A 23793-nucleotide genomic window follows, 5' to 3' on the forward strand; every position below is an offset into this window, starting at 1 on the left:
GCCACACCCCGGTTCTAGGGTCTGACCTGCGGGTTTCGGCGGTGCGCGCGCTCCGCCGAGAACCCCCGTGCGTACGTTCCCTTCCCCGCACGTACAGGAGACCTTCGTGAGCGAGCACACCAGCACGCCCCGGAACGCGCCCCGCGACTCGTCCCGCTCCGGCCCGGTCGGCAGGCGCGGTTTCCTCGCCGGCGCCGCGGCGGCGGCCGCGGCCGCCGCCACCCCCGCCCTGGCCGGCGCCGCGGCCGCCGCCCCCGCCGCCGCGGCCGCCGCCCGGCCGAACATCCTGCTGATCGTCACCGACGACCAGCCCAAGCACACCGACTGGGCCCTCCCGAAGCTCATCAACTGGCTCGGCGGGCAGGGCGTCACCTTCACCCACGGGCACTCCGCGACCCCCCTGTGCGCGCCCTCCCGTTCCTCGATCCTCTCGGGCCGCCACGCGCACCACCACGGCGTGCGCAACAACGCGGCCTCGCACAGCCTCGACCGGTCCACCACCGTGCAGCGCCGGCTGGGGCAGGCCGGATACCGCACCGGGCTGTTCGGCAAGTACCTCAACTCCTGGGCGCTCGAGGACAGTCCGCCGCACTTCGAGGAATTCGCCCTGCTCCGGCCGGGCTTCAACAACGCCTGGTGGAACATCGACGGCACCGTCCAGCAGCTCCCCGGCTACACCACCAACGTCATCAAGAACAGGACGCTGGCCTTCCTCGACAAGGCGGCCACCGACAGCCGTCCCTGGTTCGCGTACGTCACCCCGTACGCCTCCCACGAGCCGAACACCCCGGCGGCCAAGTACGCCGAAACGCCCGTCCCCGCCTGGAACGGCCGCCCCTCCGTCCCGGAGGCCGACCGCAGCGACAAGCCCGCGTACATCCGCAACGCCACCGCCACCCTCGCCGACGCGCAGGAGTTGCGCCGCCGCCAGCTGCGCGCGCTGCTGTCGGTCGACGACGCCGTGCAGGCCATCCACGACAAGCTGGTGGCGCTCGGCCAGCTGGAGAACACCCTCGTCATCTACACCGCCGACAACGGCTACACCTGGGCCGACCACGGCTGGCTGAAGAAGTCCGTGCCCTACTCCCCCGCCCACGAGGTGCCGTTCTACCTCTCCTGGCCGGCCGGGGGCCTCGGCTCCGGCACCACGGACAGCCGCATCGTCGCCAACATCGATGTCGCGCCCACCATCCTGGACGCGGCCGGGATCGCCCCCGCCACGCCCCTCGACGGGCACTCGCTGCTGACCGCGGCCGCCCGGGACCACCTGCTGGTCCAGTGGTGGAAGCAGGGTACGGGCGGCGCCGGGCCGAAGACCTGGGCCTCGTACGTGGCCAAGGACAAGCAGTACACCGAGTACTACGACCTGCACACCGATGCGACGGGCGCGGTCTCCGGCACCGGGCAGGTGGCCTTCCGGGAGTACTACGACCTCGTGAGCGACCCGTACCAGTTGCAGAACCTGCTCCACCGGGCCACCCCGGCGCAGGAACAGGCCCTCGGCATACCGGCGCTGGCCGCGCAACTGGCCGCCGATCGCGCCGGCTGACCGAACCGACCCCGCCCCGTACCGCCCCCAGGAGAGAGCCATGCCGCCCAAGCCCTGCTGCACCCCCGGCCGCGAGCCCGCCGCCGAGCTCCTGACCCCGGGCCGGCGGCCGGCACCCGCGCCCGCCGGGGCGGCGGCGGCCCCGACGCCGGACCCCGCGGCGGCGCGGGCCGTACGCGACCTCGTCGCCCTGCCGGGCGGCCGGTTCCTGATGGGGACGGAGGATGCGGACGGGTTCCCTGCGGACGGCGAGGGGCCGGTACGGGAGGAGGTGGTCGGGGCCTTCCGCATCGCCCCGACCACCGTCACCAACGCGCAGTTCGCGTCCTTCGTGAAGGCCACCGGCCATGTCACGGAGGCGGAGTCCTTCGGCTTCAGCTTCGTCTTCGCGGGCTTCCTCACCGCCGAACTCGCCGCCGTCTCGCCCTCGGTGGCCGGGACCCCGTGGTGGCGGGCCGTCTCCGGGGCCGACTGGCGGCATCCGGAGGGGCCCGGCTCCTCCTTCGCCGCCCGCCAGAACCACCCCGTGGTCCACGTCTCCTGGCACGACGCGCTGGCGTACTGCGCCTGGTCCGGGACCCGGCTGCCCACGGAGCCCGAGTGGGAGTTCGCGGCGCGCGGCGGCCTGGAGCAGAAGCGCTACCCGTGGGGCGACGAGCTGCGGCCCGGCGGGCGGTACATGTGCAACATCTGGAACGGCGACTTCCCCGGCCACAACACCCGGGCGGACGGGTACGCGGGCACCGCGCCGGTCAGGTCCTTCCGGCCCAACGGGTACGGCCTGCACCAGACGGTCGGCAACGTGTGGGAGTGGTCCGCCGACCGCTTCTCACCCGCCGGACCGGAGCGGGCCATGCGCGGCGGCTCCCACATGTGCCACGACTCGTACTGCAACCGCTACCGGGTCGCGGCCCGTACCCGCAACACCCCGGACAGCTCCGCCGGGAACATCGGCTTCCGGGTGGCCGCGGACGCGGTGGCCCCCGGCCTCAGCCCTGCTGCCGGCCGAGCTGTCGCCATACCCGGGCGGGGCAGCGTCCCTGCGGCCGGGACCTGAGGAACATCGCGTAGTCGACGCGGCGCGGCGGACGGCCGAACTCCACCCGGTGGGCGCGGCCGGAGGCCTTGTCCCAGCCGTCGTTCGGTATCCGGATGTGGTCGGTGCGCCCGTCCTTGTCCTTGGTGGTGATCTGGGCGACCTCGGCATGGCCGGGGTGGACGGCCAGCACCACGCAGTAGTGCCGCAGCTGCCGTGCCGGGTCCTCGCGCAGCGGCACCATGGCCAGCCAGATCTCTCCCGGCGCCGGCCGCGGGGTGCCGATGGTGGTGACCGGGCCGCCGCGGGAGGCGTCCCACCGGCGGACCGCCACGACGAAGGCGAGCGCCACCAGTCCGGCGGCCATGCTCTCGGCCGTGGCCCGGAGGTTCCACGCCGGGAGGTCCCCGGCCCTGCCCTCCGTCCACCACAGCGCCGCGGCCACGAGCGCGAGCAGGGCCGCCGCCCGGGCCGGCACCAGCCACCACCCGCCGACCCGGCGGCGCCCCGCGAACAGTGCCGGCAACAGGGCCACGAGCACCGGTACGGCATGGACGATCAAGTACGGGCCGAAGCCGTCCAGCTGCTGCGGCGGTGTCTGCTCCGCGAGCAGGTCGGGCAGTGCCAGCGGCAGGGCCAGCAGATGGCCGACGGTGGGCAGGACGAGGAGCACGAGCAGCAGCCCGGCGCAGCCGATACCGCCGCAGGACGTGTCGGACCGACGTGCCACAGAACCCCCGGAGCAGGGCCTCGCCGGCCGGCTCGACCACGGTGAATTTCGCGCGTCCCCCGCCCTGCCCGGGCAGCGAACGGGGCGGTGGATACGGCTCCGCCCCGGTGGGCACGGGGCCTGCCGGGGCGGAGCGGGTCACGTCGTCACCGACGCGCGGGTGGTGCCGACGGCATCAGCCCAGGAGTGCGAGCGCCTGGTTGAGGGTCTCGGACGGGCGCATGATCGCCGCGGCCTTCTTGGGGTCGGGCTGGTAGTAGCCGCCGATGTCGGCCGGGGAGCCCTGCACCGCGATGAGCTCGCCGACGATGGCCTCCTCGCGCTCGGCCAGGGTCTTGGCGACCGGCTCGAACGCCGCGGCCAGCTTCGGGTCGTCGATCTGCCGGGACAGCTCCTGCGCCCAGTACAGGGCGAGGTAGAAGTGGCTGCCGCGGTTGTCGATGCCGCCCAGCTTGCGGCTCGGCGACTTGTCCTCGTTGAGGAAGGTGCCGGTCGCGCGGTCCAGGGTGTCGGCCAGCACCTGGGCGCGGGCGTTGCCGGTGGTGGTCGCGAGGTGCTCGAAGCTGGCGGCCAGCGCGAAGAACTCGCCGAGGCTGTCCCAGCGCAGGTAGTTCTCCTTGACCAGCTGCTGGACGTGCTTCGGGGCGGAGCCGCCGGCGCCCGTCTCGAAGAGGCCGCCGCCGTTCATCAGCGGGACGACCGACAGCATCTTGGCGCTGGTGCCCAGCTCCAGGATCGGGAAGAGGTCGGTCAGGTAGTCGCGCAGCACGTTGCCGGTCACCGAGATGGTGTCCTCGCCGCGGCGGATGCGCTCCAGGGAGTACGCGGTGGCCTCGACCGGGGAGAGGATCTCGATGGTCAGGCCCTCGGTGTCGTGCTCGGCGAGGTACGTCTTGACCTTGGCGATCAGCTGCGCGTCGTGCGCGCGGGTCTCGTCCAGCCAGAAGACGGCCGGGACGCCGGTGGCGCGGGCGCGGGTGACGGCGAGCTTGACCCAGTCCTGGATCGGCAGGTCCTTGGTCTGGCAGGCGCGGAAGATGTCGCCGGCGGCGACCTCCTGCTCCAGGACGGTGGTGCCCGCGGCGTCGACCAGGCGGACGGTGCCCGCGGTGGCGATCTCGAAGGTCTTGTCGTGGCTGCCGTACTCCTCGGCCTTCTGCGCCATGAGACCGACGTTCGGGACCGAGCCCATGGTGGACGGGTCGAAGGCGCCGTGGGTGCGGCAGTCGTCGACGACGACCTGGTAGACGCCGGCGTAGCTGCTGTCGGGGAGGACGGCGAGGGTGTCGGCCTCGGCGCCGTCCGGGCCCCACATGTGGCCGGAGGTGCGGATCATGGCCGGCATCGAGGCGTCGACGATGACGTCGGACGGCACGTGCAGGTTGGTGATGCCCTTGTCGGAGTCGACCATCGCGAGGGCCGGGCCCTCGGCGATCTCGGCGTCGATGGAGGCCTTGATGGCGTCGCCGTCGGGCAGTGCGCCCAGGCCGTTCAGGATGCCGCCCAGACCGTCGTTGGGCGACAGGCCGGCGGCGGCCAGGGTCGCGCCGTAGCGGGCGAAGGTCTTGGGGAGGAAGGCGCGGACCACGTGGCCGAAGATGATCGGGTCGGAGACCTTCATCATCGTGGCCTTGAGGTGCACGGAGAACAGGACGCCCTCGGCCTTGGCACGCTCGATCTGGTCGTTGAGGAAGGTGCGCAGCGCGTCGACGTGCAGGACGGACGCGTCCACGACCTCACCGGCGAGGACCGGTACGGACTCGCGCAGCACGGTGGTGGCGCCGTCGGCGGCCACGTGCTCGATGCGCAGCGTGCCGGCCTCGGTGATGACGGTGGACTTCTCGGTGGAGCGGAAGTCGTTCTCGCCCATGGTGGCGACGTTCGTCTTCGACTCGGGGACCCAGGCGCCCATGCGGTGCGGGTGCGTCTTGGCGTAGTTCTTGACCGAGGCGGGGGCGCGGCGGTCGGAGTTGCCCTCGCGCAGGACCGGGTTGACGGCGCTGCCCTTGACCTTGTCGTAGCGGGCGCGGATGTCGCGCTCCTCGTCGGTCTTCGGGTCGTCCGGGTAGTCCGGGAGGGCGTAGCCCTGGCCCTGGAGCTCGGCGACCGCGGCCTTGAGCTGCGGGATCGAGGCCGAGATGTTCGGAAGCTTGATGATGTTGGCTTCCGGGGTCTTCGCCAGCTCGCCGAGCTCGGCGAGGGCGTCGGCGATCCGCTGGCTCTCCTGGAGGTACTCCGGGAAGACGGCGATGATCCGACCGGCCAGGGAGATGTCACGGGTCTCGACATTCACACCGGCCGTCGACGCGTATGCCTGGATCACAGGCAGGAACGAATACGTCGCGAGGGCCGGGGCCTCGTCAGTGTGCGTGTAGATGATGGTCGAGTCAGTCACCGGATGCTCCGCTCCACAGTCTGCGTCTCTCGTCTGCAACATTGCTCGACATCAAGATATCTCGTGATCGGGCCACTCTGGACAGCCCCCTGCCGCCAGTCCGGGAGACGCATGTCACGCGGGCTCCGGCGGGCCCCGGAAATGGCGAGAGCGCCGCCCCCGGCTGTTTCCGGCCATGGGCGGCGCTCCGGCATTCAGGCCTGGATCAGGCCTGTACGTGATGTCAGGCGGCGAGGACCTTGGGGTCCGGGCCGTACTGGTTCGGCTGCGGCTGACCGGCGGTGGCGGTCAGGACGAGCAGCCAGATGCCACCGATGAAGGGGACGAGGACGATGAAGTACCAGGCGCCGGACTTGCCGAGGTCGTGCAGACGGCGGACGGTGAGCGCCAGCGTCGGGACGAGGGTGCCGAGGAGGTACAGGCCCACGATGATCGAGTTGGCGCCGATGACGGCGTCCAGGATCGCGAGGACGATCACGACGGCCACCTGGAAGAGGGTGAACATCCAGTACTCCTGGCGGCGGGCCCGGCCGGAGAAGACGGCGTACTTCTTCAGGACATCGGTGTAGTGGTTCATGAGGGTCCCCCCAGAGGACGGTTGGTTCGGCCCGTCCTGCTGGAGCAAGCCGGGGCAGAACTTATGCCCCCCTTACGTCGCGGTCAAGCCAGTTCACAACCCACCGGAATGGGAACTTTCCTTCACTTCTCTTACCAAACACACGCGTACCTGGCGTCACTTGAAACCCACCGATCGCCTTTGACCACAAGGCGTGACGAAATGGGCCGTGTTCGGGAGGGATGGCAGGTCGCCAGGGGGATACAGAGGGCGCGCAGCACCCCTGAGGGCAACCAAATGCCTGGATTGTCCTGGGTGTTCATCGACCCGACGGGCGCCGGCCCGCCGACTCGGCTCACAGATCGTTACCTCACCGCAGCCTGGGCCGTCGCGGCCCGGGACAGAAGGGGGGATTCCGGCCCCGGGCCGCAGCGGCCGATCGGCCGTCAGCCGATGTGGAAGGAGTCCCCGTAGACCTTCCAGTCGAGGGGCGTGTTGAGGTTCAGGTTGCCCTTCTTCAGGAAGACCCGCTGCGCGGTGTCGACCCGGCTGGTGTCGCTGTGCGCCTCCTCCTGCTTCATCGCCCAGACCCGGGCGTCCAGGAAGGCGTTCAGCCAGGCCGTCTCACTGCCGCCCTGGGACGGGGGCTTGGCCTTGGACAGGGCGCGCCCCCGGATGTTGCGGAAGCTGGTGGAGTCGGTGCCGTCGCCGTGCATGACGATGGCGTCGTAGTAGATGAACTGGCCCAGCACACCGACGCCGTCGGCCTTGCCCTGCCGCACGGACGGGTTGAAGTAGACCCGGTCGCGCTCGTGGTCCTGGGCCTTCCTGAACTCCGCGTCCTGGGCCGCCTTCGCCCAGTCCTTGGTGAAGTTCGGGTCGAGGCCGGCGTGCGAGTCGCTGCCGTCGACCCTGCGCAAGGCGGGGAGGTACTTGGCGAGGACGTTGCCCGGCTTGACCTGGGTGTAGTACTCGACGAGGTCGAGCATGTCGCCGGTGCCGGAACAGAATCCGATGATGCCGGCCGTGTAGCCGCGGCCGTCGTCTATGTCCTCTATGTACTTGTACTGCGCCTTCCAGTCCAGCGAGGAGTTCTCCGCGCTGGAGACGATCTTCATGGCGATCTCCTTCTTCGCCGGATCGTCGAGCCCTGCGGCCGCTGCCGCCGAGGTCCGCGCCGTGGGGGCGGGGGCCGCGGTGGCGTGGGCGGTGACGGGGACGGCGATCAACGCGCTGCCGAGCAGCGCTCCGATCGCCAGCATCTTGCGGTGGGGGGTGAACACAAGGCCTCCATGGGGTGGTTGAGGCGTCCCGGCTTCGTTAGGAAACTTTACTACCAGAGCTGACGACAGCTCAATACCCGTGCGCACCCCAGGGAATGGACCCGTCCGGTCAGAGCCAGCCGTTGCGCCGGAAGCCCCGGTGGATGACGAAGCAGGCGAGTGCCATGACACCGAGGACCAGCGGGTAGCCGTAGGTCCAGTGCAGTTCGGGCATGTGGTCGAAGTTCATGCCGTACACCCCGCAGACCATGGTCGGGACGGCGACGATCGCCGCCCACGCCGTGATCTTGCGCATGTCCTCGTTCTGGGCCACGGTCACCTGCGCGAGGTGGGCCTGGAGGATGGAGTCGAGGAGGTTGTCGTAGGAGCCGATCTGTTCCGTGGCCCGGGTGAGGTGGTCGGCCACGTTGCGGAAGTAGGCACGGGTCTCCGGCGGGATGACCGGTATCGGCTGCGTGGCCAGTTGCTGGAGCGGGCGGCTCAGCGGGGCCACCGCCCGGCGGAGCTCAAGGAGTTCGCGCTTGAGCTGGTAGATCCGTCCCGCGTCGCCGCGGCCGCCGTCCTCGCTGAACACGGCCGTCTCGACGGCGTCGATGTCGTTCTGCACCGCGTCCGTGACGGCCACGTAGTCGTCGACCACATGGTCGGCCATGGCGTGCAGCACCGCCGCGGGCCCGTTCGCCAGTTGCTCCGGCGCCGCCTCCAGCTCCTCGCGGACCGGGCCCAGGGTGCCGCGGCCGCCGTGCCGGATGGTGATGATGAAGTCCTGGCCGGTGAAGGCCATCAGCTCGCCGGTCTCCACCACCTCGCTGGTCGCGGTCAGCTCCTCGTGCTCCACGTAGCGCACGGTCTTGAAGACGGAGAACAGCGTGTCGTCGTAGCGCTCCACCTTCGGGCGCTGGTGCGCGTTCACCGCGTCCTCGACGGCGAGGGGGTGCAGGCCGAACAGCTCGGCCAGCCCGGCCAGCTCCGGGGTCGACGGCTCGTGCAGGCCGATCCAGACGAAGCCGTCGCCCGTCTTGCGGACCCGGCGCAGCGCCTCCTCGACCTCGGCGCAGTCGTCCTGCCGTACGCCCTCGCGGTAGATCACGCAGTTGACCACCGCACTGCCGAGCGGGGAGCGGGCCGGGTGGCTGAGGTCCACGGCCCGCCGGTAGCTGCGGCGCACGGCCCGGCGCAAGTTGCTGAACATGGACAACGGCGGACTCCCCTTCGGCGGATCAGCGGCCAGTCTGCCATCGCCGCCGGAACGCCTGCGTCCGGGCTCACCGCGACCGGCGCGCCTCAGGCCCGGTCGACGAACACGCTCGTCGACTTCACCCGCGCCGTGGCCCGCGCCCCGACCTCCAGCCCGAGCTCCTCCACCGCCTCGCGCGTCAGCAGCGAAACGATGCGGTGCGGTCCGGCCTGGATCTCCACCTGCGCGTCGACCGTGCCCAGCTTCACCGCGGTGACGATGCCCGGGAAGGCGTTGCGGGCCGAGGTGTACGCGGCTTCCTCGCCCTCGGCGCCCTCCTGCGCGGCCTCGACGCAGAACGCGGCCAGGTCGGGACCGTCCACCATCCGCCGGGTGCCCTCGCGGTGGGTGGGGAAGCGTTCGGCGTCGGCCCAGCGCCGCGCCGTGTCGACGCTGACACCGAGCAGCCGGGCCGCCTGACCGATCGTGTAGGACTCCATGGACCGCAGCTTAGGCGCTGTCCGGCGGGGTGGGCCGGCTCACGGATCATGGATCGGGCTCAGGGGGCGCGCAGCGCCTCCCGGGCCGCCGTCGCGATCACGTCCGCGACCATCGACAGGGCCGGCGAGTCGAGCTTCCACTGCTGCCAGTACAGGGGCACGTCCATCGGCCGCAGGGGCTCCAGCAGCACCAGCTCCCCCGTCCGTACCAGCGGGTTCGACTGCTGCTCCGGCACCAGCCTCCACCCCAGCCCCGCGACCACCGCGTCGCGGAAGCCCTCCGAGGTCGGCACGTAGTGCCGCACCCGCCCCGCCGCGGCCGTGCTGTCCCCCGTCAGCGCGCGCACGAAGGCGTCCTGGAGGTCGTCCTTCCGGTCGAAGACGATCGTCGGCGCCTCCCTCAGGTCCCGCTCGGGCTCCCCCGTCAGGTACCGCGCCGCGAACGCGGGGCTCGCCACCGGCAGGTACCGGGCCAGCCCCAGCATCCGTACGCTGCACCCCGCCACGGGGTCGGGCGAGGAGGTCACCGCCGCCATCACCTGCCCCTCCCGCAGCAGCGCCGTCGTGTGCGACTCGTCCTCGCGGTGGAGCTCGACGCACACCGGCGGATCCTGCGGCACCCGCGTCAGCGCGGGCAGGAACCAGGTGGCGAGCGAGTCCGCGTTCACCGCGATGGGCAGCCGCACCGGGCCCATCCCCTCGGCCATCCCGAGCTCGGCGCGCGCGTCGCGCTCCAGCCGGGCCAGCTGGCGGGCGAAGCGGACCACCACCTCCCCCGATTCGGTCGCCCGCACCGGCTTCGTCCGCATCAGCAGCACCCGCCCGGTCCGCTGCTCCAGCGCCTTGACCCGTTGGCTGACCGCGGAGGGGGTCACGTGCAGGACGGCCGCCGCCGCGTCGAAGGTGCCCTCGTCCACCACGGCGAGCAGCGTGCGTACCTGGTCCAGCGGGAGTTCGTCCATCACGAGCGCTAATGGTACGTAAAAATCTTTAGCTGTACTGAAGGGGAGGCTCTGCCTACGGTCGAGGTCATGAACTACGGCATCGTCACCGCGGCCCTCGCCGGCTTCGGCACCGGACTCTCCCTCATCGTCGCCATCGGCGCGCAGAACGCCTTCGTCCTGCGCCAGGGCGCGCGCCGTCACGCGGTCCTCGCCGTGGTCGCCATCTGCGCCGTCTCCGACGCGCTGCTCATCGCCCTCGGCGTCGCGGGCGTCGGCGCCTTCGTCACCGCCTGGCCGGCCGCCCTGACGGCGGTCGGGCTCGCCGGAGGCACGTTCCTCATCTGCTACGGAGTCCTCGCCGCCCGCCGCGTACTGCGCCCCGCCCCGGGGGCGGCCCTCACCACGGACGGGGCCACGAGCGGCTCGGCCCGCCGGGCCGTGCTGACCTGCCTGGCCATGACCTGGCTCAACCCGCACGTGTACCTGGACACCGTGCTCCTCGTCGGTTCCCTCGCCGCCGACCGGGGCGACCTGCGCTGGGCCTTCGGCATCGGCGCGGGCCTCGCCAGCCTGGCCTGGTTCTCCGCTCTGGGCTACGGGGCCCGGCTGCTGAGCGGCCTGCTGGCCCGCCCCGCCGCCTGGCGGATCATGGACGGGCTGGTCGCTGCGACCATGGTCACCATGGGCGGCCTGCTGCTGGCCCGCGCCTGAGCCCCGCATGTCGGCGCCGGGCACCCGCCGCGGCCGGGGCATAGTGCTCGTGCCGCCGAACCGACCCCCAGGAGCCACCCGTGCCCGACCGTCCCTCCCCGCTCGTGGCCGCCACCGGGGTCGTCCTGGACACGCGCGGGCGGGTCCTCGTACTGGCTCCCCCGGACGCGGCGGATCCGCGGCTGCCGGGCGGCACGGTCGAGGACACCGAGACCCCGGAGGAGGGGCTGGCCCGGCTGTTGCGGAAGGAGCTGGACCTCGCCCTGCCGGCGGGCCGGCTGCTGGCGGTCGACTCACGGCCGCCCGGCCCGGCCGGCGCGAACGGCCCGGCAAGCGCGAACGGTCCGGCCGGCACGAACGGTGCGGGCGGTGCGGGCGGCCGTTCCCTCGTCGTGCACGTCCACCTCGTCGGACCGGTCCCGCCGCACCGGGCCGCCGCGCTCTCCCTCCTCGCCGGATCGGTCACCGGGGCGCGCTGGCTGGCTCCCGACGAGGCCTGCGCCGCCCTGCCCGCCCCGGTCGCCGCCCGGCTGCGCGCCGCGCTGGCCGCCCTGCACACCGGCTCCTTCGCCCACCTCGTCGACGGTGTGCCCCACCCGGGCTCCCCGGCGGGTCTGGACCCGGCCCGGCGCGTCGCCCTGGAGCACTCGGGCACCCTCGACCCGGCCAGTCACCGGGCCAGCCGTCCCAAAGCGGTCACCGCGGCGAGCGTGCTGTTCACCGACCCCGGCGGCCGGGTCCTGCTGGTCCAGCCGGCGTACGGCAGGTCCGACCGGTGGAACCTGCCCGGCGGCGGCATCGACAGCGACCTCGGCGAGATCCCGCGGGCCGCCGCCCGGCGGGAGGTCCACGAGGAGATCGGGCTCGACCTCGCCCCCGGCCGCCTGCTGGCCGTGAACTGGTCCCACAAGGCGGGCCGTCCGGCCCGGATCCGCTTCCTCTACGACGGCGGCGTGCTCGACGCGCCCGCGCTCGCCCGGATCCGGCTGGACGAGACCGAGCTGCTCCAGTGGCGCACGGTGGCCCCCGCGGACCTCCGCGGCTGGGTCAAACCCGCCCTGCGGCGCCAGATCACCGCCTGCCTCACCGCCCTCGCCACGGGCGCCGGCCCGCTGGAACTCCACGCGGGCCGCCCCTGAGCGGCGGCCCCGGCCGCCGCGCCGGGCCGCGGCGGCGGGGTTACCGTCGGCGGCATGGACGGTGATCGCCGGCGGTGGCGCCAGTGCTTGCTCAGCGGGGCGGTGTTCGCCGTGTGCATGGCCGGCACCACGCTGCCGACCCCCCTCTACGGCCTCTACCAGGAGAAGTTCGGGTTCTCCGAGCTGATGGTGACCGTGGTGTACGCGGTGTACGCCTTCGGGGTGATCGGCGTACTGCTGCTCGCCGGCAATGCCTCGGACGCCGTCGGCCGCCGTCCGGTGCTGCAGTCGGGCCTGGCCTTCTCGGCGCTCAGCGCCGTCTGCTTCCTGTGCGCCACCGGAGTGGGCTGGCTGTACGCGGGCCGGCTGCTGTCGGGACTGTCCGCCGGGCTGTTCACCGGGGCCGCCACGGCCTACGTGATGGAGCTGGCGCCCGCCGGCGGCGCCTCCAAGGCCACCTTCGTGGCGACGGCCGCCAACATGGGCGGGCTCGGCTGCGGCCCGCTGCTCGCCGGTGTGCTCGCGCAGTACGCCCCCTGGCCGCTGTACCTGGCGTTCACCGTGCACCTCGCGCTGGTGGCCGTGTCCGCCCTGGTCCTGCTGCGGCTGCCCGAGACCGTCCGGGACCGCACACCGCTGAGCACCGTACGGCCGCAGCGGCCCGGCCTGCCCCCGCAGGTGCGGTCGGTGTTCGCTCCCGCGGCGACCGCCTCGTTCGTGGGCTTCGCGCTGTTCGGGGTCTTCACCTCGGTCAGCCCCGCCTTCCTCGCGCAGTCCCTGGACGTGGACAACCACGCCGTGAGCGGGGCGATCGTCGCGCTGGCCTTCTTCGCCTCGACCGCCGGGCAACTGGCCGTCGACCGGGTCGGGGTCAGGCGGTCGCTGCCGCTGGGCTGCGCGGGGCTGCTCGCCGGGTTGGCGCTGCTCGCGGGCGCGCTGTGGTGGGACCTCCTGGCACTGATCGTCGCGAGCGCGTTGGTGGGCGGGGCCGGGCAGGGGCTGGCGTTCCGCGGGGCGCTGTCCACCGTGGCCGCGGCCTCTCCGCCGGATCAGCGCGCGGCGGTGATCTCGATGCTGTTCGTGGTGGCGTACGCGGGCATCTCGGTGCCGGTGATCGGTGTGGGGCTGCTGGTGGACCCGATCGGCCTGGAGGGCGCCGGGCTGGTGTTCATCGCCTGCATGGCCGTACTGGTCGGGGCCGCGGCCGGGTACCTGCTGCGCCGTCCGGCGCGGGCGCGTGCGTGATGCGCGCGGGTCACTCCTGCTGCCCGCCGCCGCTCAGCCGGTCCCCGAGGGGGCTGCGGCGGTAGAGGACCTGCCGTCCGTGGCGCGCCCGGGAGACCAGGCCGGTGGCGTACAGCACGCCCAGGTGCTGGGAGACGGCACTGGCGGTGACCCCGAGGCGCCGGGCGAGCTCGACCGTGGGCAGCGGCTCGTCGAGCAGGCCGAGGAGCCTCGCCTTGGGCGCGCCCAGCAGGGAGACCAGGGCGGCCGAGTCGGCGACCGGCTCGCGCACCCACAGGGTCGCCACACCGCGGCTCGGGTACGCCAGCGTCGGCGCCTCCTGCGGGCTGACCGGCGGTGCGGGCTTGTGCGCGAACACCGAGGGGACGAGGAGCAGGCCGCGGCCGGACGCCGCGACGCGGTGCCGGCTGATCATCTGCCCGATGTGCAGCACGCCGCCCTGCCAGCGCAGGTTCGGATGCATGTCGGCGAAGAGGAGGCGGGCCCCGCCCATGGCCAGTTGCCGCGCGCGGTAGGTCATGTCGGCCTCCAGCAGGAGGCGCATCCGCGGCCACATCGGCCGGACGGCGACCTCCCAGTACTGGTGCAGGAGCGCGCACAGGGCGTCGCGGAGGGCGAGGACGGGCCCGTCGCCGGGGTCGAGGGCGGCGTGCAGCGGGCCGGGGAGCGGATCGGGGGCGTGTGCGGCCAGCAGATCGCGGCGGACCAGGTCGGCGGGGGTGCGGCGGACGGTGGCCAGTTCCTCCTCGAAGGAGGGGGCGAAGGCCGCGGGCCTGGGGGTCAGGAAGTCGGGCAGCGTGCGCCGTGCCGCGACCAGGGACATCAGCAGTCCGGTGTCGAGCCCGTCGAGTGCGCCGAGGACCGACCTGCGCCAGGGGAGGTGGAGGGCCGAGAGCCCCGGCTCGCGCAGCACGCGCAGGCTGAGCACGGTCTCGTACAGGGGCGACAGCGCGAAGCGGGTGTCGGCGAGGTCCTCGACGCCGAGTTCGAAGCTGATCATTGAGGCATACGCTACATCGATTGGCGCGGGGGCGGAGGTGCCGTGAACTCGCACCATGACAAGTCCCCCCGTGGCGGACCCGGTTCACGCGCGGCCCGCGATGAGCCGCCGGTTGCTCCTGCTCCTCACCCTGACCTGCGCCGTCGGCGTGGGAACCGTCTACTTCCCGCAGGCGGTCAGCCCCCTGGTCGTCGCGGCCCTGCACGCGTCCCCCGGTTCCGCGACGCTCGTGGTGACCGCGATCCAGATCGGCTACACGGCCGGGATCTTCCTGCTGGTACCGCTGGGCGACCGGCTGCCGCACCGCCCGTTCCTCGTCACCCTCCTGGCCCTGACCGGCGCCGGTCTGCTGGCCGCGGGCTGCGCACCGGGTCTGGCCCCGCTGATCGCCGCGGCGGCCGTCGTCGGGATGACCACGGTGGCCGCGCAGGTCATCGGTCCGCTGGCGGCGGGGCTGGTGGCCGCCGAGCGCAGGGGAGCCGTCTTGGGCACCTTGCTGAGCGGGTCGACGGGGGGCATGCTGCTGGCCCGCACCTTCGGCGGGACGCTCGGCGAGTGGCTGGGGTGGCGCGCCCCCTACCTGGTGGCCGGCGCCGTGGCCCTGGTCCTCGCGGCCGTGCTGGCCCGTACCCTGCCGGTCACCGCCGCGGGCTCGCGGGAGCGGTACCCGGCACTGCTGGCCGCGCCGTTGCGCCTGTTGCTGACCGAGCCGGAACTGCGACGCTCCTGCCTCTACCAGGCGACCGTGTTCGGCGGGTTCTCGGCGGTCTGGACCTGTCTGGCGCTGCTGCTCACCGGCCCGGTCTACGGCCTGGGCGCCCACGCGGTGGGCATGCTCGCCCTGGGGGGCGCGGTCACCATGCTGTGCACGCCGTACGCGGGGCGGCTGGTGGACCGTACGGGAGCGGACCGGGTGAACCTCGTCTGCCTGCTCGGGGTCCTCGTCTCGGCGGCGGTCCTCGCGGCGGGCGCCCGGGGCGGGGCGGCCGGTCTCCTCGCGCTGGCGGGCGGCACCCTGCTGCTCGACGTCGCGATGCAGTGCGGCATGGTCGCCAACCAGGCGCGGGTGTACGCCCTGCGCCCCGACGCCCGCAGCCGGCTCAACACCGCCTACATGACCTGCGCCTACCTGGGCGGCAGCGGCGGGTCCTGGCTCGGTGTGCGGATCCACGGCCGGGCCGGCTGGCCGGGGGTGTGCGCGCTGGTGGCCGTGCTGGCCGCGGTCGCCCTGGCCCGCCACCTCGTGGCGCTCCGCGGGCGCGGCCCGGACGCACGACAGGCGGGGGACGGCGGGCGGGGCGGACCGGTGCGCGTCGGCATCGGTCGCCCTCCCGCTGTCCCCCGCCTGTCGAAGCAGCCGGTCGAACGGCGAGCGCTCTGAAGGATCAGACCGCCGGAACCGGGTAGGTCGGGTACTCCACGCCGGACACGTGCTGGACCACGCGGATGACCTGGCAGGAGTAGCCGAACTCGTTGTCGTACCACAGGTAGAGGATGGCGTTGTCGCCGTCCACCTTGGTGGCGCCCGCGTCGACGATGGAGGCGTGGCGCGAGCCGACGAAGTCCATGGAGACCGCGTCGGGCGCCGTGGTGAAGTCGATCTGGCGCTTGAGCGGCGAGTGCAGCGAGACGTCGCGGAGGTAGTCGAGGACCTCTTCGCGGGTGGTCTCACGGCCCAGGCGCAGGCTCAGGATGGCGATCGAGACGTCCGGGACGGGGACGCGGATCGAGCTGCCGGTGATCGGCGCCTTCAGGTCCGGCAGCGCCTTGGCGACGGCGGAGGCGGCACCGGTCTCGGTGATGACCATGTTGAGCGGCGCGGAGCGGCCACGACGGTCGGCCTTGTGGTAGTTGTCCAGCAGGTTCTGGTCGTTCGTGAACGAGTGGACGGTCTCCACGTGACCGCGCAGGACACCGTACTCGTCGTCCATGGCCTTGAGCGGCGGGACGATCGCGTTGGTGGTGCAGGAGGCGCAGGACAGGATCTGCTCGTCCGGCTTGATGGTGTCGTGGTTGACGCCGTGGACGATGTTCGGGACGTCGCCCTTGCCCGGAGCGGTCAGCACGACCTTGTCGATGCCGGGGCGCAGGTGCTTGGACAGACCCTCGCGGTCACGCCACCTGCCCGTGTTGTCGATGAGGATGGCGTCCTTGATGCCGTGCTCGGTGTAGTCCACCTCGGACGGGTCGTTCGCGTAGATCACCTTGATGGCGTTGCCGTTGGCGATGATCGTGCTGTTCGCCTCGTCCACGGTGATCGTGCCCTGGAACTGGCCGTGGATCGAGTCGCGGCGCAGCAGCGAGGCGCGCTTGACGATGTCCTGGTCGCCGCCCTGGCGGACGACGATGGCGCGCAGGCGCAGGCCGTTGCCGGAGCCGGCCTTCTCGATCAGCAGCCGGGCGACGAGGCGGCCGATGCGGCCGAAGCCGTACAGGACGACGTCGCGGCCCTCGACGCGCTCGATCTTGTTCGCGCCGGTGGCGCCGGCGACGGCCTCGGCGGTGAACTCGGCCACCGAGAGGCCGCGGTCGTCGCTCTTGTAGTCCGCGGCGAGCATGCCGATGTCGATCTGGGACGGGCCGAGATCGAGCGTGGTGAGCACCTGCAGGAACGGCAGCGTCTCGGTGACCGAGAGCTCCTCACCGTCGATCTGCCGGGCGAATCGGTGGGTCTTGAGGATGCTGACCACCGACTTGTTCACCAGGGATCGGCTGTGGAGCAGGATCGTGACGTCCCGCTCCCGGTGCAGCTTCCCGATGATCGGGATCATCGACTCCGCGATCTCCTCGCGGTTCTTCCAGCTGGTGAACGAGTCCTCATTGACAGTCACAGGATTATCTTTCGAGCTAGGCGGTGCTCATATGCTAACCCGCCGCCATTTTGGTCACTTAAGCGGTACCCACCGTGTCGGGAACGGGCACTATGTGACATGAATTTGTACGTTTTTTCAATGGTTTGCCGCTAAAACCTGCCGCGGAGGCGCATGCCCAGGGGGCGGCCGTCCGGATCGACGAGCAGGTGGTGCAGCGGGGTCGCGAGCAGCCGCCGGGTCAGGGACAGCTCCGGGGACTCGTACGCGCGCAGCCGCCCCGGCGGCCGCGGACCGGGGCGGCCGTCAGCGTGCCAGGCGTCCAGGGCCGCGGCGCTCGCGGCGAAGGCCTCGAAGGCGGAGACCGGGTCGCACAGCCCGTCCACCACACCGGTCCCGGCTCCCGCCTCGGCCTCGACGTGCTCGCGCATGAGCTCCAGGCGCAGCTCGCGGGCGAAGGCCCGCGCGCCGTCCCCCAGCCCTGCCGGGTCGCTCGGCGGCCGCGGGTCCGGGTGCTCGTCGTACACGGCGCAGCCCAGCTCGGAATCGTGCGTCCACGAGCGGAGGTTGATGTTGTCGGAGCCGACGGAGGCCCATACGTCGTCGATCACGCACACCTTGGCGTGGACGTAGACCGGTGTTCCCGCCCGGTTCTCCAGGCCGTACACCGCGACCCGATCGCCGCCGGCCCGGCGCAGCTCGTCCAGGGCGGTGATCCGCCCGATCAGGTTCATCGGCAGGGTGAGCGGGCCGTCCTGATCCGGAAGGCTGGGGACGACCGCGATCACCCGCAGCCGCGGGTGATCGCGCAGCGCCCGGGCGAAGCGGGCCACCACCTTGGGGGACCACAGGTACTGGTCCTCCAGGTAGATCAGTGACCGGGCCCGGGCGAGCGCCTTGGTGTACCCGCGGGCGATGCTGCGCTCCCCGTCGGGGGCGAAGGGGTAGCCGGAGAGCAGGCGGTTCGGGTAGGTCCGCAGCAGTTGGACGGTGTGCGTGCCGCAGGGCGCCGGGTCGGGGGTCTGCGGGGGCAGCGGGTCCGCGCTGATGTCCTCGCGGTGCATCCGCTCCCGCAGCCGGACGAGCGGGCTGCGGCTGAGGGGGGCCGGGTCCTGCCAGCGCTCGCGGAAGACGGCCTCGACGTCACCCACGACCGGCCCGCGCAGGGCGAGCTGGACGTCGTGCCAGGGCGGGTGCGGCCCGTAGGCGCGGGCCAGGGGGAAGGACTGGCGGTCTCCCGCGTGCGTGGCGTCGTCGTTGCGATTGCGACAGAGGTCGATCCCGCCGACGTAGGCGACGTCCAGCTCCGGACGGCCGCGGTGGCGCAGCACCACCAGTTTCTGGTGGTGGGAGCCGCCGGGCCGGACCCGCATGTCGAGCAGGCACTCTCCGCCGGCCCGACCGAGTTCCTCGCCGAGGTGGAGGTTCTCTTCTTGGCTGAAGTGAAGGCTGTCCAGGTGGGACCGCCACAGCAGCCCCTTGACGACGACGCCGCGCTCGGCCGCCCGGCACAGCACGGAGCCGATCTCGGTGCCGGGCCCGGCCAGCCGCTCGTCGGGGTCGCCGCGCCAGTCGGTGAACATCAGCAGATCGCCCGGATCCATCGCACGGACGGCCGCGAGCAGTTCCGCGAAGTAGACGGCGCCGTGGACCAGGGGTTGTACGTGGTTGCCCGTGGACCAGGCCGTGCCGTCGGGGCGGCGCCGGTCCAGGCACGTCGCGGGATTGCCGCGTTCAGCGGGGAGCAGGAGCCAGTCGGCGTGTGTCACGGCATCGGCTCCCCACCTGCGCGCTACCGGGAGTGACGGCGGTCATGTGGTCCTCCGATCGCGCCGGTGCACCGCAGTTTCAGGCTAGCCGCACCCGGGCCGCGCGGCCCGCTCAGCCGACGGGTTCCACGGAGGCACCCCGGCCGGCCGGGGCCTGCGGGGCGGCTCCCCCGCGGGCGCCGCGCGTGCCGCGGGTCCCGCGGAACACCACGTCGGCCATCCGCCGCTCGGGGCCGCCGCGGCGCAGGAACCGGTAGCCGAGGAAGGCCGCCGGGCCGAAGAACACCTGGGCCGGGACGAGGGTCGGCGCGTGGTCGGTGACCGCCGCGACGACGTGCAGGGTGGCCACGGGGGCCACGGCCCCGAAGAGCGTGACCAGCGCGATCCCGGTCCGCAGCCCGCGGGTCCCGTACGCCTTGCAGGCGGTGGTGGTGAACAGGGCGTAGGCCAGCAGGTCGCCCATGCCGACCACGGCGCCCAGGTCCTCCCCGATGCGCAGGCCCGCGGCCGGGGCGTACGGGTATCCCTGGACGGCGTCGGACAGTTCCTGGGTCAGCGGGACGACCCAGGCGAAGAAGGCGTCGTACGCGGTGAGCGCGAGGAGGAACCACGCGACGTTCTTCAGCCGCATGCCGCCCTGCACGTTGAGGTTGGTGGCGGAGACGACGATCAGTACGACGACGACGCTGTTCGCCACCCAGTACGGGGGCGCGGTCTCGCCGAAGGCCGTGTGGCAGACGAGCACGCTCGCGATCAGCAGGGCGATCAGCGCCCACCGCAGTCGGCCGTTGCCGATCAGGGGCTGGTAGCCCACCGACAGCCCACCCGCGAAGACCAGGGCGAGCACCACCGGCAGCACCGCTCCCGGCAGGGTCAGGTAGATGTACGGCAGCGCCAGGACGAAGCCCATCATCATGAAGATGTCACTGCCGTTGAAGACGCCGACGGGCGGCCTCGGGGTGCGCACGGCACGGAAGTAGGCGATCGCGCCCACGCACACGCCGAGCGCCAGGGCGATGGTGACCGCGAGCTGGAAGAAGACCGTCATGCGTGGCTCCGGGTGAAGGTGTGCTCCAACAGGTCGCAGCGGAGGGGGAAGAGGCGCGCCGCCTCCTCGTCGTCCACCGGCAGGACCGTGACGCGGGCGTCGATGTCCTGGGCCCGCAGCCGCTCGGCCACCTCCGCCTCGGTGACCTCCTTGGAGGCGACCTCCACGTGGAGCCGGCCGTCGGCCCCGACCTCGGCCCGGTGGCGCAGCGGCCAGGGCAGGCCGGGGGTGCCGTCCAGCGCCTCCAGGATGTCGCGCGGGGTCACCAGGCCCTCGGTGGTGCGGTGCAGCGTGCCCGCCTTGCCGAGGATGTGGGAGACGGCGGGTACGGCCGCCAGCTCGCAGTCCGGTTCGCCGTCCAGGGTGCGGACCACGTCGCCGGTGTTGTAGCGCAGGACCGGCATGCACTCGCGGTAGGGGAAGTAGGGCGTGACCGTCAGTTCGCCGAGCCGTCCGGGCCCGGCGGGTTCGCCGGTCGCCAGGTCGAGGACCTCGGTGTAGCCCATGTTGGGGTCGATGTGGAGGTGCCGCTTGCCGCAGGTGCGGCCGCCGACCGGCAGCAGCTCGGTCATCCCGAACGCGTCGCCGACGGTCTTGGCCCCGAACGTCTCGCGCAGGGCGTCCGAGAGGCTCCGCGACAGCATCTCCCCGCCTGCGTAGATCGCACGCAGTCCGAAGTCGTCGGGCCCGTACCCGCGTCGGCGTGCGGCGGTGACCATCTGTCCGAGGTAACTGGGGTTGCCGGTGAGGATGGTGGGCCGGATGCCGCCGACCGGGGTGAGCAGGTGCTCGACCGACTCCTCCGGCGGGATCTGTCCCACGACGTGGCACGAGGCGTTGGCGAGCCGGCACACCTCGACGTCCTCCTGCACGGCGGCCGTCGCCCGCGAGCTGAGGTTGATCTGCATGCGGTCACCGGGCCCGAGATCGCCGCGCAGCACCAGGGACAGCGCGATCAGCGCGGGCCAGAGTTCCATCTCGTAGCGGGAGAGCCAGATCTGCACGGGGCGGCCGGTGGTGCCGGTGGTCTGGGTCGCCAGGTAGGGGGTGCTGCACAGGAAGTCGGCGGGCCGTGCGATGAGATCGGCCTTGCGGGTCACCGGGATCCGGGTGAGCGTCTCGGCGGTCAGGCCGTCGAGGTCGATGCCGGCGAGCCGCTCCCGGTAGAAGGGGGAGTGCTTGGCCAGTCGGCGCACGGTCCGCTGGAGCGCGCGGTTCTGCAGGTCCCGGCGCTCGTCGGGGTCGGCGAACGGCCCGTCGGCCAGTTCGTCCACGTCGTCGCCGAGGGAGCCGAACTCCTCGAGCGTCAGGAGGGCGTCGGCGACCAGTCGCTCGACGGCCCGTACGTTCAGCCGCCGGCCGAACACCATCGCCATGGCCACCCGTACCTGGCGGACACCGGTCTCCAGCACTCATACCTCCCTGGGGCGTGGCGAAGGGGTGGGAGCGGCGTACCGCTCCCACCCCTCACTTCTTCGTCAGCTGGCGGAACAGGTGGCGAAGAAGACCGCCGTCATGGCGCCCATGACGTACTTGAACTGCTTGGCGCTCGTCTTGATCGCGCTCATCGGATCCTCCTTGTTTCGTTCCGGGCGGACGGTGCTCCGGGCTCCCCTGAGGTCGCCGTAACGTTCCGTCACTTGGACGAGAACACACTGGCGCGATCGCAACACAGGGGCAATGATCTGGTCCATTCAACGGACCGGTGAACGGGGGACGGCACCACCGTTACCTCCAACGATCCGGGACGAACGGGGAGTTCTGGACCCATCCGACCGATGGGGCCAGAGGTGAAAGGGGGACCGCCCATGGCCAGATCCGGTGCAGAGGGGCGGGGCGTGCTCGAGGGTGCGTTCGCGTTGATGGAAGTGCTCGCGCAGGGCGAGGAAGTCGGCCTGACCCGCCTGGCGACCGACGCCGAACTCCCGAAGGCCACCGCCCACCGGCTGTTGGGGCAGCTGGTGGCACTGGGCGCGGTGCAGAGCCGCGCCGGCCGCTATCGTCTCGGGGCCCGGACCTTCCGGCTGGGACAGGCATGGCATCCCGCGCGTGCGCTGCGCGTGGCATCGGCCCGGCCGCTGCGTGAGCTCGCCTCCGCGAGCGGCCGGGTCAGTCTCAGCCTGTCGGTGGCGGAGGCGGGGCAGACGATCGTGGTCGGGGGGCTGCGCGGCGAGGTGGACGACGTGTTTCCGCTGAGTTCGGGTGTCGTCCTGCCGCCCGGGAGCGCGGCCGAGCTGATCCTGGCGGGTTCGGCCCCGGTGGGCGAGCCGCCCGAGGGGCGCTCGGCCGCCTCGTGGGCCCGGGAGGTCGCGCAGGCCAGGGAGCGGGGGCTGGCCTTCGAGTACGGGCAGTGCGTGAGCTCGCTCTCGTGCGTATCGGCGCCGATACTCTCCGCGTCCGGGCAGGTGGTGGCCGCTGTGGCGGCGACCGCCCTGGAGGCCCGGCAGATCGCCCCGCTGGGTGAGTCCGTGGCCCGCGCGGCGGCGATGATCAGCGCCAATCTGGCGCGACGGCCGGCCGCCGGGGCCCGGCCCCACCGCGAGCGCCCCGACCGGCCGCCGGGCACCCGGGCCCCGCACCCGGTACCTGCCTAGGCAGCCCGGATCCCGACCGCCGGACGGTGGGGGGCCGTTTGCGGATTGGTCCGAAAGGGCCCCTCCGTCGGGCCGGAGTGCCGACGGAGGGTGACCGTGACACGCTGAATCGGGGGATCGCCGATCCTGGCGTGCCAGGTCGGCTCTGTCACCGAGGAGATCGACATGGCCAGTGACGCCAGCAGGCCCCGGACAAGCCAGCAGCCCAGCGCCTGGCACGCGCCCACATCGGGCACCACCATCACGGCGGGAGCCCTGATGGTCTTCGGCGGTGCGATGGCGATCTTCGAGGGGATCGCGGCGCTCGCCCGGGACGACCTGTTCGTCGTGACACGGCACTACGTGTTCGAATTCAGCCTGACGGGCTGGGGCTGGGTCCACCTGATCCTGGGGATCGCCCTCGTCATCGCCGGCTGCTCCGTGTTCACCGGAGCCCTGTGGGCGCGCTTCTTCGGCGTGGCCGTCGCCGGACTCGCGGCGATCGCCAACTTCCTGTGGGTGCCGTACTACCCCTGGTGGGCCCTGACCCTGGTCGCCGTCAACCTGTTCGTGGTCTGGGCGCTGTGCGCCGGCATGCACAAGGAGGCCGACGCGGGTACGACCGCCTGACCTCGGCCGCAGCAGCCGCAGCAGGCCCAGCAGGGCCGGGAACGATCGAAGGGCCGGTCCGGATTGCTCCGGACCGGCCCTTCGATCTACGACTCTTCCGAGTCGGGACGACAGGATTTGAACCTGCGACCCCTTGACCCCCAGTCAAGTGCGCTACCAAGCTGCGCCACGTCCCGATGCGCGCTGACCTGGGCTTTCCCCTGGTTGAACGCGCAGGAGAACGATACCGCACTTCGTGGGGTGGTCGCGCGCACCTTTTCCGCCTCCGGGCCCCCCGGGGCGTGTCGCGGCCCTCAGCCGGTGGCTCCGGTCAGCTCCGGATGGGCGGCGATCAGGCGCTTGGGCGCCGCCTGGAGCCAGGAGTCGATCAGGATGGAGCGCAGCTCGCCCGTGCTCTGCAGTGCCGCCAGCCGGACCCGGATCCAGGCGTAGTTGTCGTCGTGGCCGGCGCGCAGGAAGAACTTCTCCGGCTCCGCCGCGATCAGCTCGGCCCGGTCCTCCTTCGGGCACTTCACCCCGATCGTGGTGTCGTCGTCGGCCAGCGAGACGAAGATCTTCCCGCCGACCCGGAAGGTCGGCATGCCCCAGGCGAGCTTCTCCGTGCTGTCCGGGAGCGACAGCGCGATCAGGCGGACGTCCTGCGCGGTTGCGGCCATCCCCGAAACTCCTCTCCAGCCACCGGTGGACCCTTGTCCCGC

General features: G+C 72.3%; 21 protein-coding genes and 1 tRNA gene. 8 read left to right on the forward strand and 14 right to left on the reverse strand.

What is annotated here, in order from left to right:
• Window positions 1-106 precede the first annotated feature (106 nt).
• Together B6R96_RS06290 and B6R96_RS06295 are read left to right on the forward strand one after the other, a co-directional pair.
• Window positions 107-1549, forward strand: a complete 1443-nt coding sequence (locus B6R96_RS06290; protein WP_081521901.1) for a sulfatase family protein — start codon at window positions 107-109, stop codon at window positions 1547-1549.
• A 40-nt stretch (window positions 1550-1589) separates the two neighbouring features.
• Entirely contained in the window at window positions 1590-2606 is a 1017-nt protein-coding gene (locus B6R96_RS06295) for a formylglycine-generating enzyme family protein (RefSeq protein WP_081521902.1), read from the forward strand.
• Here B6R96_RS06295 and B6R96_RS06300 read toward each other — a convergent pair.
• The 7 genes from B6R96_RS06300 to B6R96_RS06330 all read right to left on the reverse strand — a co-directional run bounded on the left by B6R96_RS06300 (window position 2539) and on the right by B6R96_RS06330 (window position 10188).
• Window positions 2539-3315 carry a hypothetical protein gene (locus B6R96_RS06300; RefSeq protein WP_081521903.1) on the reverse strand — a complete coding sequence of 259 codons (777 nt, stop codon included), beginning with the start codon at window positions 3313-3315 and terminating at the stop codon, window positions 2539-2541. The genes B6R96_RS06295 and B6R96_RS06300 overlap by 68 nt on opposite strands.
• 175 nt (window positions 3316-3490) lie before the next feature.
• The gene (locus tag B6R96_RS06305) at window positions 3491-5710 is read right to left on the reverse strand and encodes an NADP-dependent isocitrate dehydrogenase (RefSeq protein WP_053168908.1); all 2220 of its coding nucleotides are present in this window, start codon (window positions 5708-5710) and stop codon (window positions 3491-3493) included.
• A gap of 223 nt (window positions 5711-5933) precedes the next feature.
• Window positions 5934-6287, reverse strand: coding sequence for a DUF805 domain-containing protein (locus B6R96_RS06310; RefSeq protein WP_030385127.1), 354 nt, complete (start codon window positions 6285-6287; stop codon window positions 5934-5936).
• A gap of 425 nt (window positions 6288-6712) precedes the next feature.
• Complete coding sequence (locus B6R96_RS06315) at window positions 6713-7528, reverse strand: chitosanase (protein ID WP_081525005.1); 816 nt, start codon at window positions 7526-7528, stop codon at window positions 6713-6715.
• A gap of 130 nt (window positions 7529-7658) precedes the next feature.
• Window positions 7659-8741 carry a magnesium/cobalt transporter CorA gene (gene corA, locus B6R96_RS06320; RefSeq protein ID WP_051779067.1) on the reverse strand — a complete coding sequence of 361 codons (1083 nt, stop codon included), beginning with the start codon at window positions 8739-8741 and terminating at the stop codon, window positions 7659-7661.
• A 92-nt stretch (window positions 8742-8833) separates the two neighbouring features.
• On the reverse strand, window positions 8834-9226 hold the full coding sequence (locus B6R96_RS06325; protein WP_030385130.1) for a TOBE domain-containing protein: 393 nt from the start codon (window positions 9224-9226) through the stop codon (window positions 8834-8836).
• A 59-nt stretch (window positions 9227-9285) separates the two neighbouring features.
• Complete coding sequence (locus B6R96_RS06330; protein ID WP_081521904.1) at window positions 9286-10188, reverse strand: LysR family transcriptional regulator ArgP; 903 nt, start codon at window positions 10186-10188, stop codon at window positions 9286-9288.
• Window positions 10189-10257: 69 nt separating this feature from the next.
• On the opposite strand from B6R96_RS06330, the gene B6R96_RS06335 reads away from it, so the two are divergent.
• The 3 genes from B6R96_RS06335 (at window position 10258) to B6R96_RS06345 (ending at window position 13265) form a co-directional block, all read left to right on the forward strand.
• Complete coding sequence (locus tag B6R96_RS06335; protein ID WP_081521905.1) at window positions 10258-10881, forward strand: LysE/ArgO family amino acid transporter; 624 nt, start codon at window positions 10258-10260, stop codon at window positions 10879-10881.
• Between the two features lie 80 nt (window positions 10882-10961).
• Entirely contained in the window at window positions 10962-12020 is a 1059-nt protein-coding gene (locus B6R96_RS06340; RefSeq protein WP_081521906.1) for an NUDIX hydrolase, read from the forward strand.
• A 54-nt stretch (window positions 12021-12074) separates the two neighbouring features.
• Window positions 12075-13265 (forward strand): MFS transporter, encoded by a 1191-nt coding sequence (locus tag B6R96_RS06345; RefSeq protein WP_081521907.1) that lies wholly within the window; start codon window positions 12075-12077, stop codon window positions 13263-13265.
• A 10-nt stretch (window positions 13266-13275) separates the two neighbouring features.
• Here the strand turns inward: B6R96_RS06345 and B6R96_RS06350 are convergent, their stop codons facing one another.
• Window positions 13276-14265, reverse strand: coding sequence for an ArsR/SmtB family transcription factor (locus B6R96_RS06350; RefSeq protein ID WP_081521908.1), 990 nt, complete (start codon window positions 14263-14265; stop codon window positions 13276-13278).
• A gap of 100 nt (window positions 14266-14365) precedes the next feature.
• On the opposite strand from B6R96_RS06350, the gene B6R96_RS06355 reads away from it, so the two are divergent.
• Window positions 14366-15646, forward strand: coding sequence for an MFS transporter (locus B6R96_RS06355; RefSeq protein WP_081525006.1), 1281 nt, complete (start codon window positions 14366-14368; stop codon window positions 15644-15646).
• 4 nt (window positions 15647-15650) lie between these two features.
• On the opposite strand, the gene B6R96_RS06360 is transcribed toward B6R96_RS06355, so the two are convergent.
• The 4 genes from B6R96_RS06360 to B6R96_RS06375 all read right to left on the reverse strand — a co-directional run bounded on the left by B6R96_RS06360 (window position 15651) and on the right by B6R96_RS06375 (window position 21304).
• Entirely contained in the window at window positions 15651-17096 is a 1446-nt protein-coding gene (locus tag B6R96_RS06360; RefSeq protein WP_081521909.1) for a glyceraldehyde-3-phosphate dehydrogenase, read from the reverse strand.
• A 131-nt stretch (window positions 17097-17227) separates the two neighbouring features.
• Complete coding sequence (locus B6R96_RS06365; protein WP_081521910.1) at window positions 17228-18844, reverse strand: phospholipase D family protein; 1617 nt, start codon at window positions 18842-18844, stop codon at window positions 17228-17230.
• A gap of 112 nt (window positions 18845-18956) precedes the next feature.
• Window positions 18957-19892 (reverse strand): hypothetical protein, encoded by a 936-nt coding sequence (locus B6R96_RS06370; RefSeq protein ID WP_081521911.1) that lies wholly within the window; start codon window positions 19890-19892, stop codon window positions 18957-18959.
• A complete protein-coding gene (locus B6R96_RS06375) occupies window positions 19889-21304 on the reverse strand; it encodes a phenylacetate--CoA ligase family protein (protein WP_053168892.1) in 1416 nt (471 codons plus the stop codon). Before B6R96_RS06375 ends, B6R96_RS06370 begins: the two co-directional genes overlap by 4 nt.
• Window positions 21305-21700: 396 nt before the next feature.
• Here B6R96_RS06375 and B6R96_RS06380 point away from each other — a divergent pair, with 396 nt between their 5' ends.
• Together B6R96_RS06380 and B6R96_RS06385 are read left to right on the forward strand one after the other, a co-directional pair.
• Window positions 21701-22486, forward strand: coding sequence for a helix-turn-helix domain-containing protein (locus B6R96_RS06380; RefSeq protein ID WP_237291350.1), 786 nt, complete (start codon window positions 21701-21703; stop codon window positions 22484-22486).
• A 165-nt stretch (window positions 22487-22651) separates the two neighbouring features.
• A complete protein-coding gene (locus B6R96_RS06385) occupies window positions 22652-23095 on the forward strand; it encodes a DUF7144 family membrane protein (RefSeq protein ID WP_030385142.1) in 444 nt (147 codons plus the stop codon).
• Between the two features lie 102 nt (window positions 23096-23197).
• On the opposite strand, the gene B6R96_RS06390 is transcribed toward B6R96_RS06385, so the two are convergent.
• Both B6R96_RS06390 and B6R96_RS06395 read right to left on the reverse strand, forming a co-directional pair.
• A tRNA-Pro gene (locus B6R96_RS06390) sits at window positions 23198-23271 on the reverse strand.
• Window positions 23272-23388: 117 nt separating this feature from the next.
• Complete coding sequence (locus B6R96_RS06395; protein WP_081521913.1) at window positions 23389-23751, reverse strand: MmcQ/YjbR family DNA-binding protein; 363 nt, start codon at window positions 23749-23751, stop codon at window positions 23389-23391.
• Window positions 23752-23793 lie beyond the last annotated feature (42 nt).

It is taken from the genome of Streptomyces sp. Sge12 (assembly GCF_002080455.1).
In the GTDB taxonomy this organism is placed as follows: domain Bacteria; phylum Actinomycetota; class Actinomycetes; order Streptomycetales; family Streptomycetaceae; genus Streptomyces.

Bases quoted from the DNA above. Each gene is read 5' to 3' on its own strand.
- B6R96_RS06355 (WP_081525006.1), top strand. From the start codon at position 14,366: ATGAGCCGCCGGTTGCTCCTGCTCCTCACCCTGACCTGCGCCGTCGGC.
- B6R96_RS06385 (WP_030385142.1), top strand. From the start codon at position 22,652: ATGGCCAGTGACGCCAGCAGGCCCCGGACAAGCCAGCAGCCCAGCGCC.
- B6R96_RS06330 (WP_081521904.1), bottom strand. From the start codon at position 10,188: ATGGACGAACTCCCGCTGGACCAGGTACGCACGCTGCTCGCCGTGGTG.
- B6R96_RS06380 (WP_237291350.1), top strand. From the start codon at position 21,701: ATGGCCAGATCCGGTGCAGAGGGGCGGGGCGTGCTCGAGGGTGCGTTC.
- B6R96_RS06350 (WP_081521908.1), bottom strand. From the start codon at position 14,265: ATGATCAGCTTCGAACTCGGCGTCGAGGACCTCGCCGACACCCGCTTC.
- B6R96_RS06310 (WP_030385127.1), bottom strand. From the start codon at position 6,287: ATGAACCACTACACCGATGTCCTGAAGAAGTACGCCGTCTTCTCCGGC.
- B6R96_RS06295 (WP_081521902.1), top strand. From the start codon at position 1,590: ATGCCGCCCAAGCCCTGCTGCACCCCCGGCCGCGAGCCCGCCGCCGAG.
- B6R96_RS06370 (WP_081521911.1), bottom strand. From the start codon at position 19,892: ATGACGGTCTTCTTCCAGCTCGCGGTCACCATCGCCCTGGCGCTCGGC.
- B6R96_RS06315 (WP_081525005.1), bottom strand. From the start codon at position 7,528: ATGCTGGCGATCGGAGCGCTGCTCGGCAGCGCGTTGATCGCCGTCCCC.
- B6R96_RS06345 (WP_081521907.1), top strand. From the start codon at position 12,075: ATGGACGGTGATCGCCGGCGGTGGCGCCAGTGCTTGCTCAGCGGGGCG.
- corA (WP_051779067.1), bottom strand. From the start codon at position 8,741: ATGTTCAGCAACTTGCGCCGGGCCGTGCGCCGCAGCTACCGGCGGGCC.
- B6R96_RS06325 (WP_030385130.1), bottom strand. From the start codon at position 9,226: ATGGAGTCCTACACGATCGGTCAGGCGGCCCGGCTGCTCGGTGTCAGC.
- B6R96_RS06395 (WP_081521913.1), bottom strand. From the start codon at position 23,751: ATGGCCGCAACCGCGCAGGACGTCCGCCTGATCGCGCTGTCGCTCCCG.
- B6R96_RS06335 (WP_081521905.1), top strand. From the start codon at position 10,258: ATGAACTACGGCATCGTCACCGCGGCCCTCGCCGGCTTCGGCACCGGA.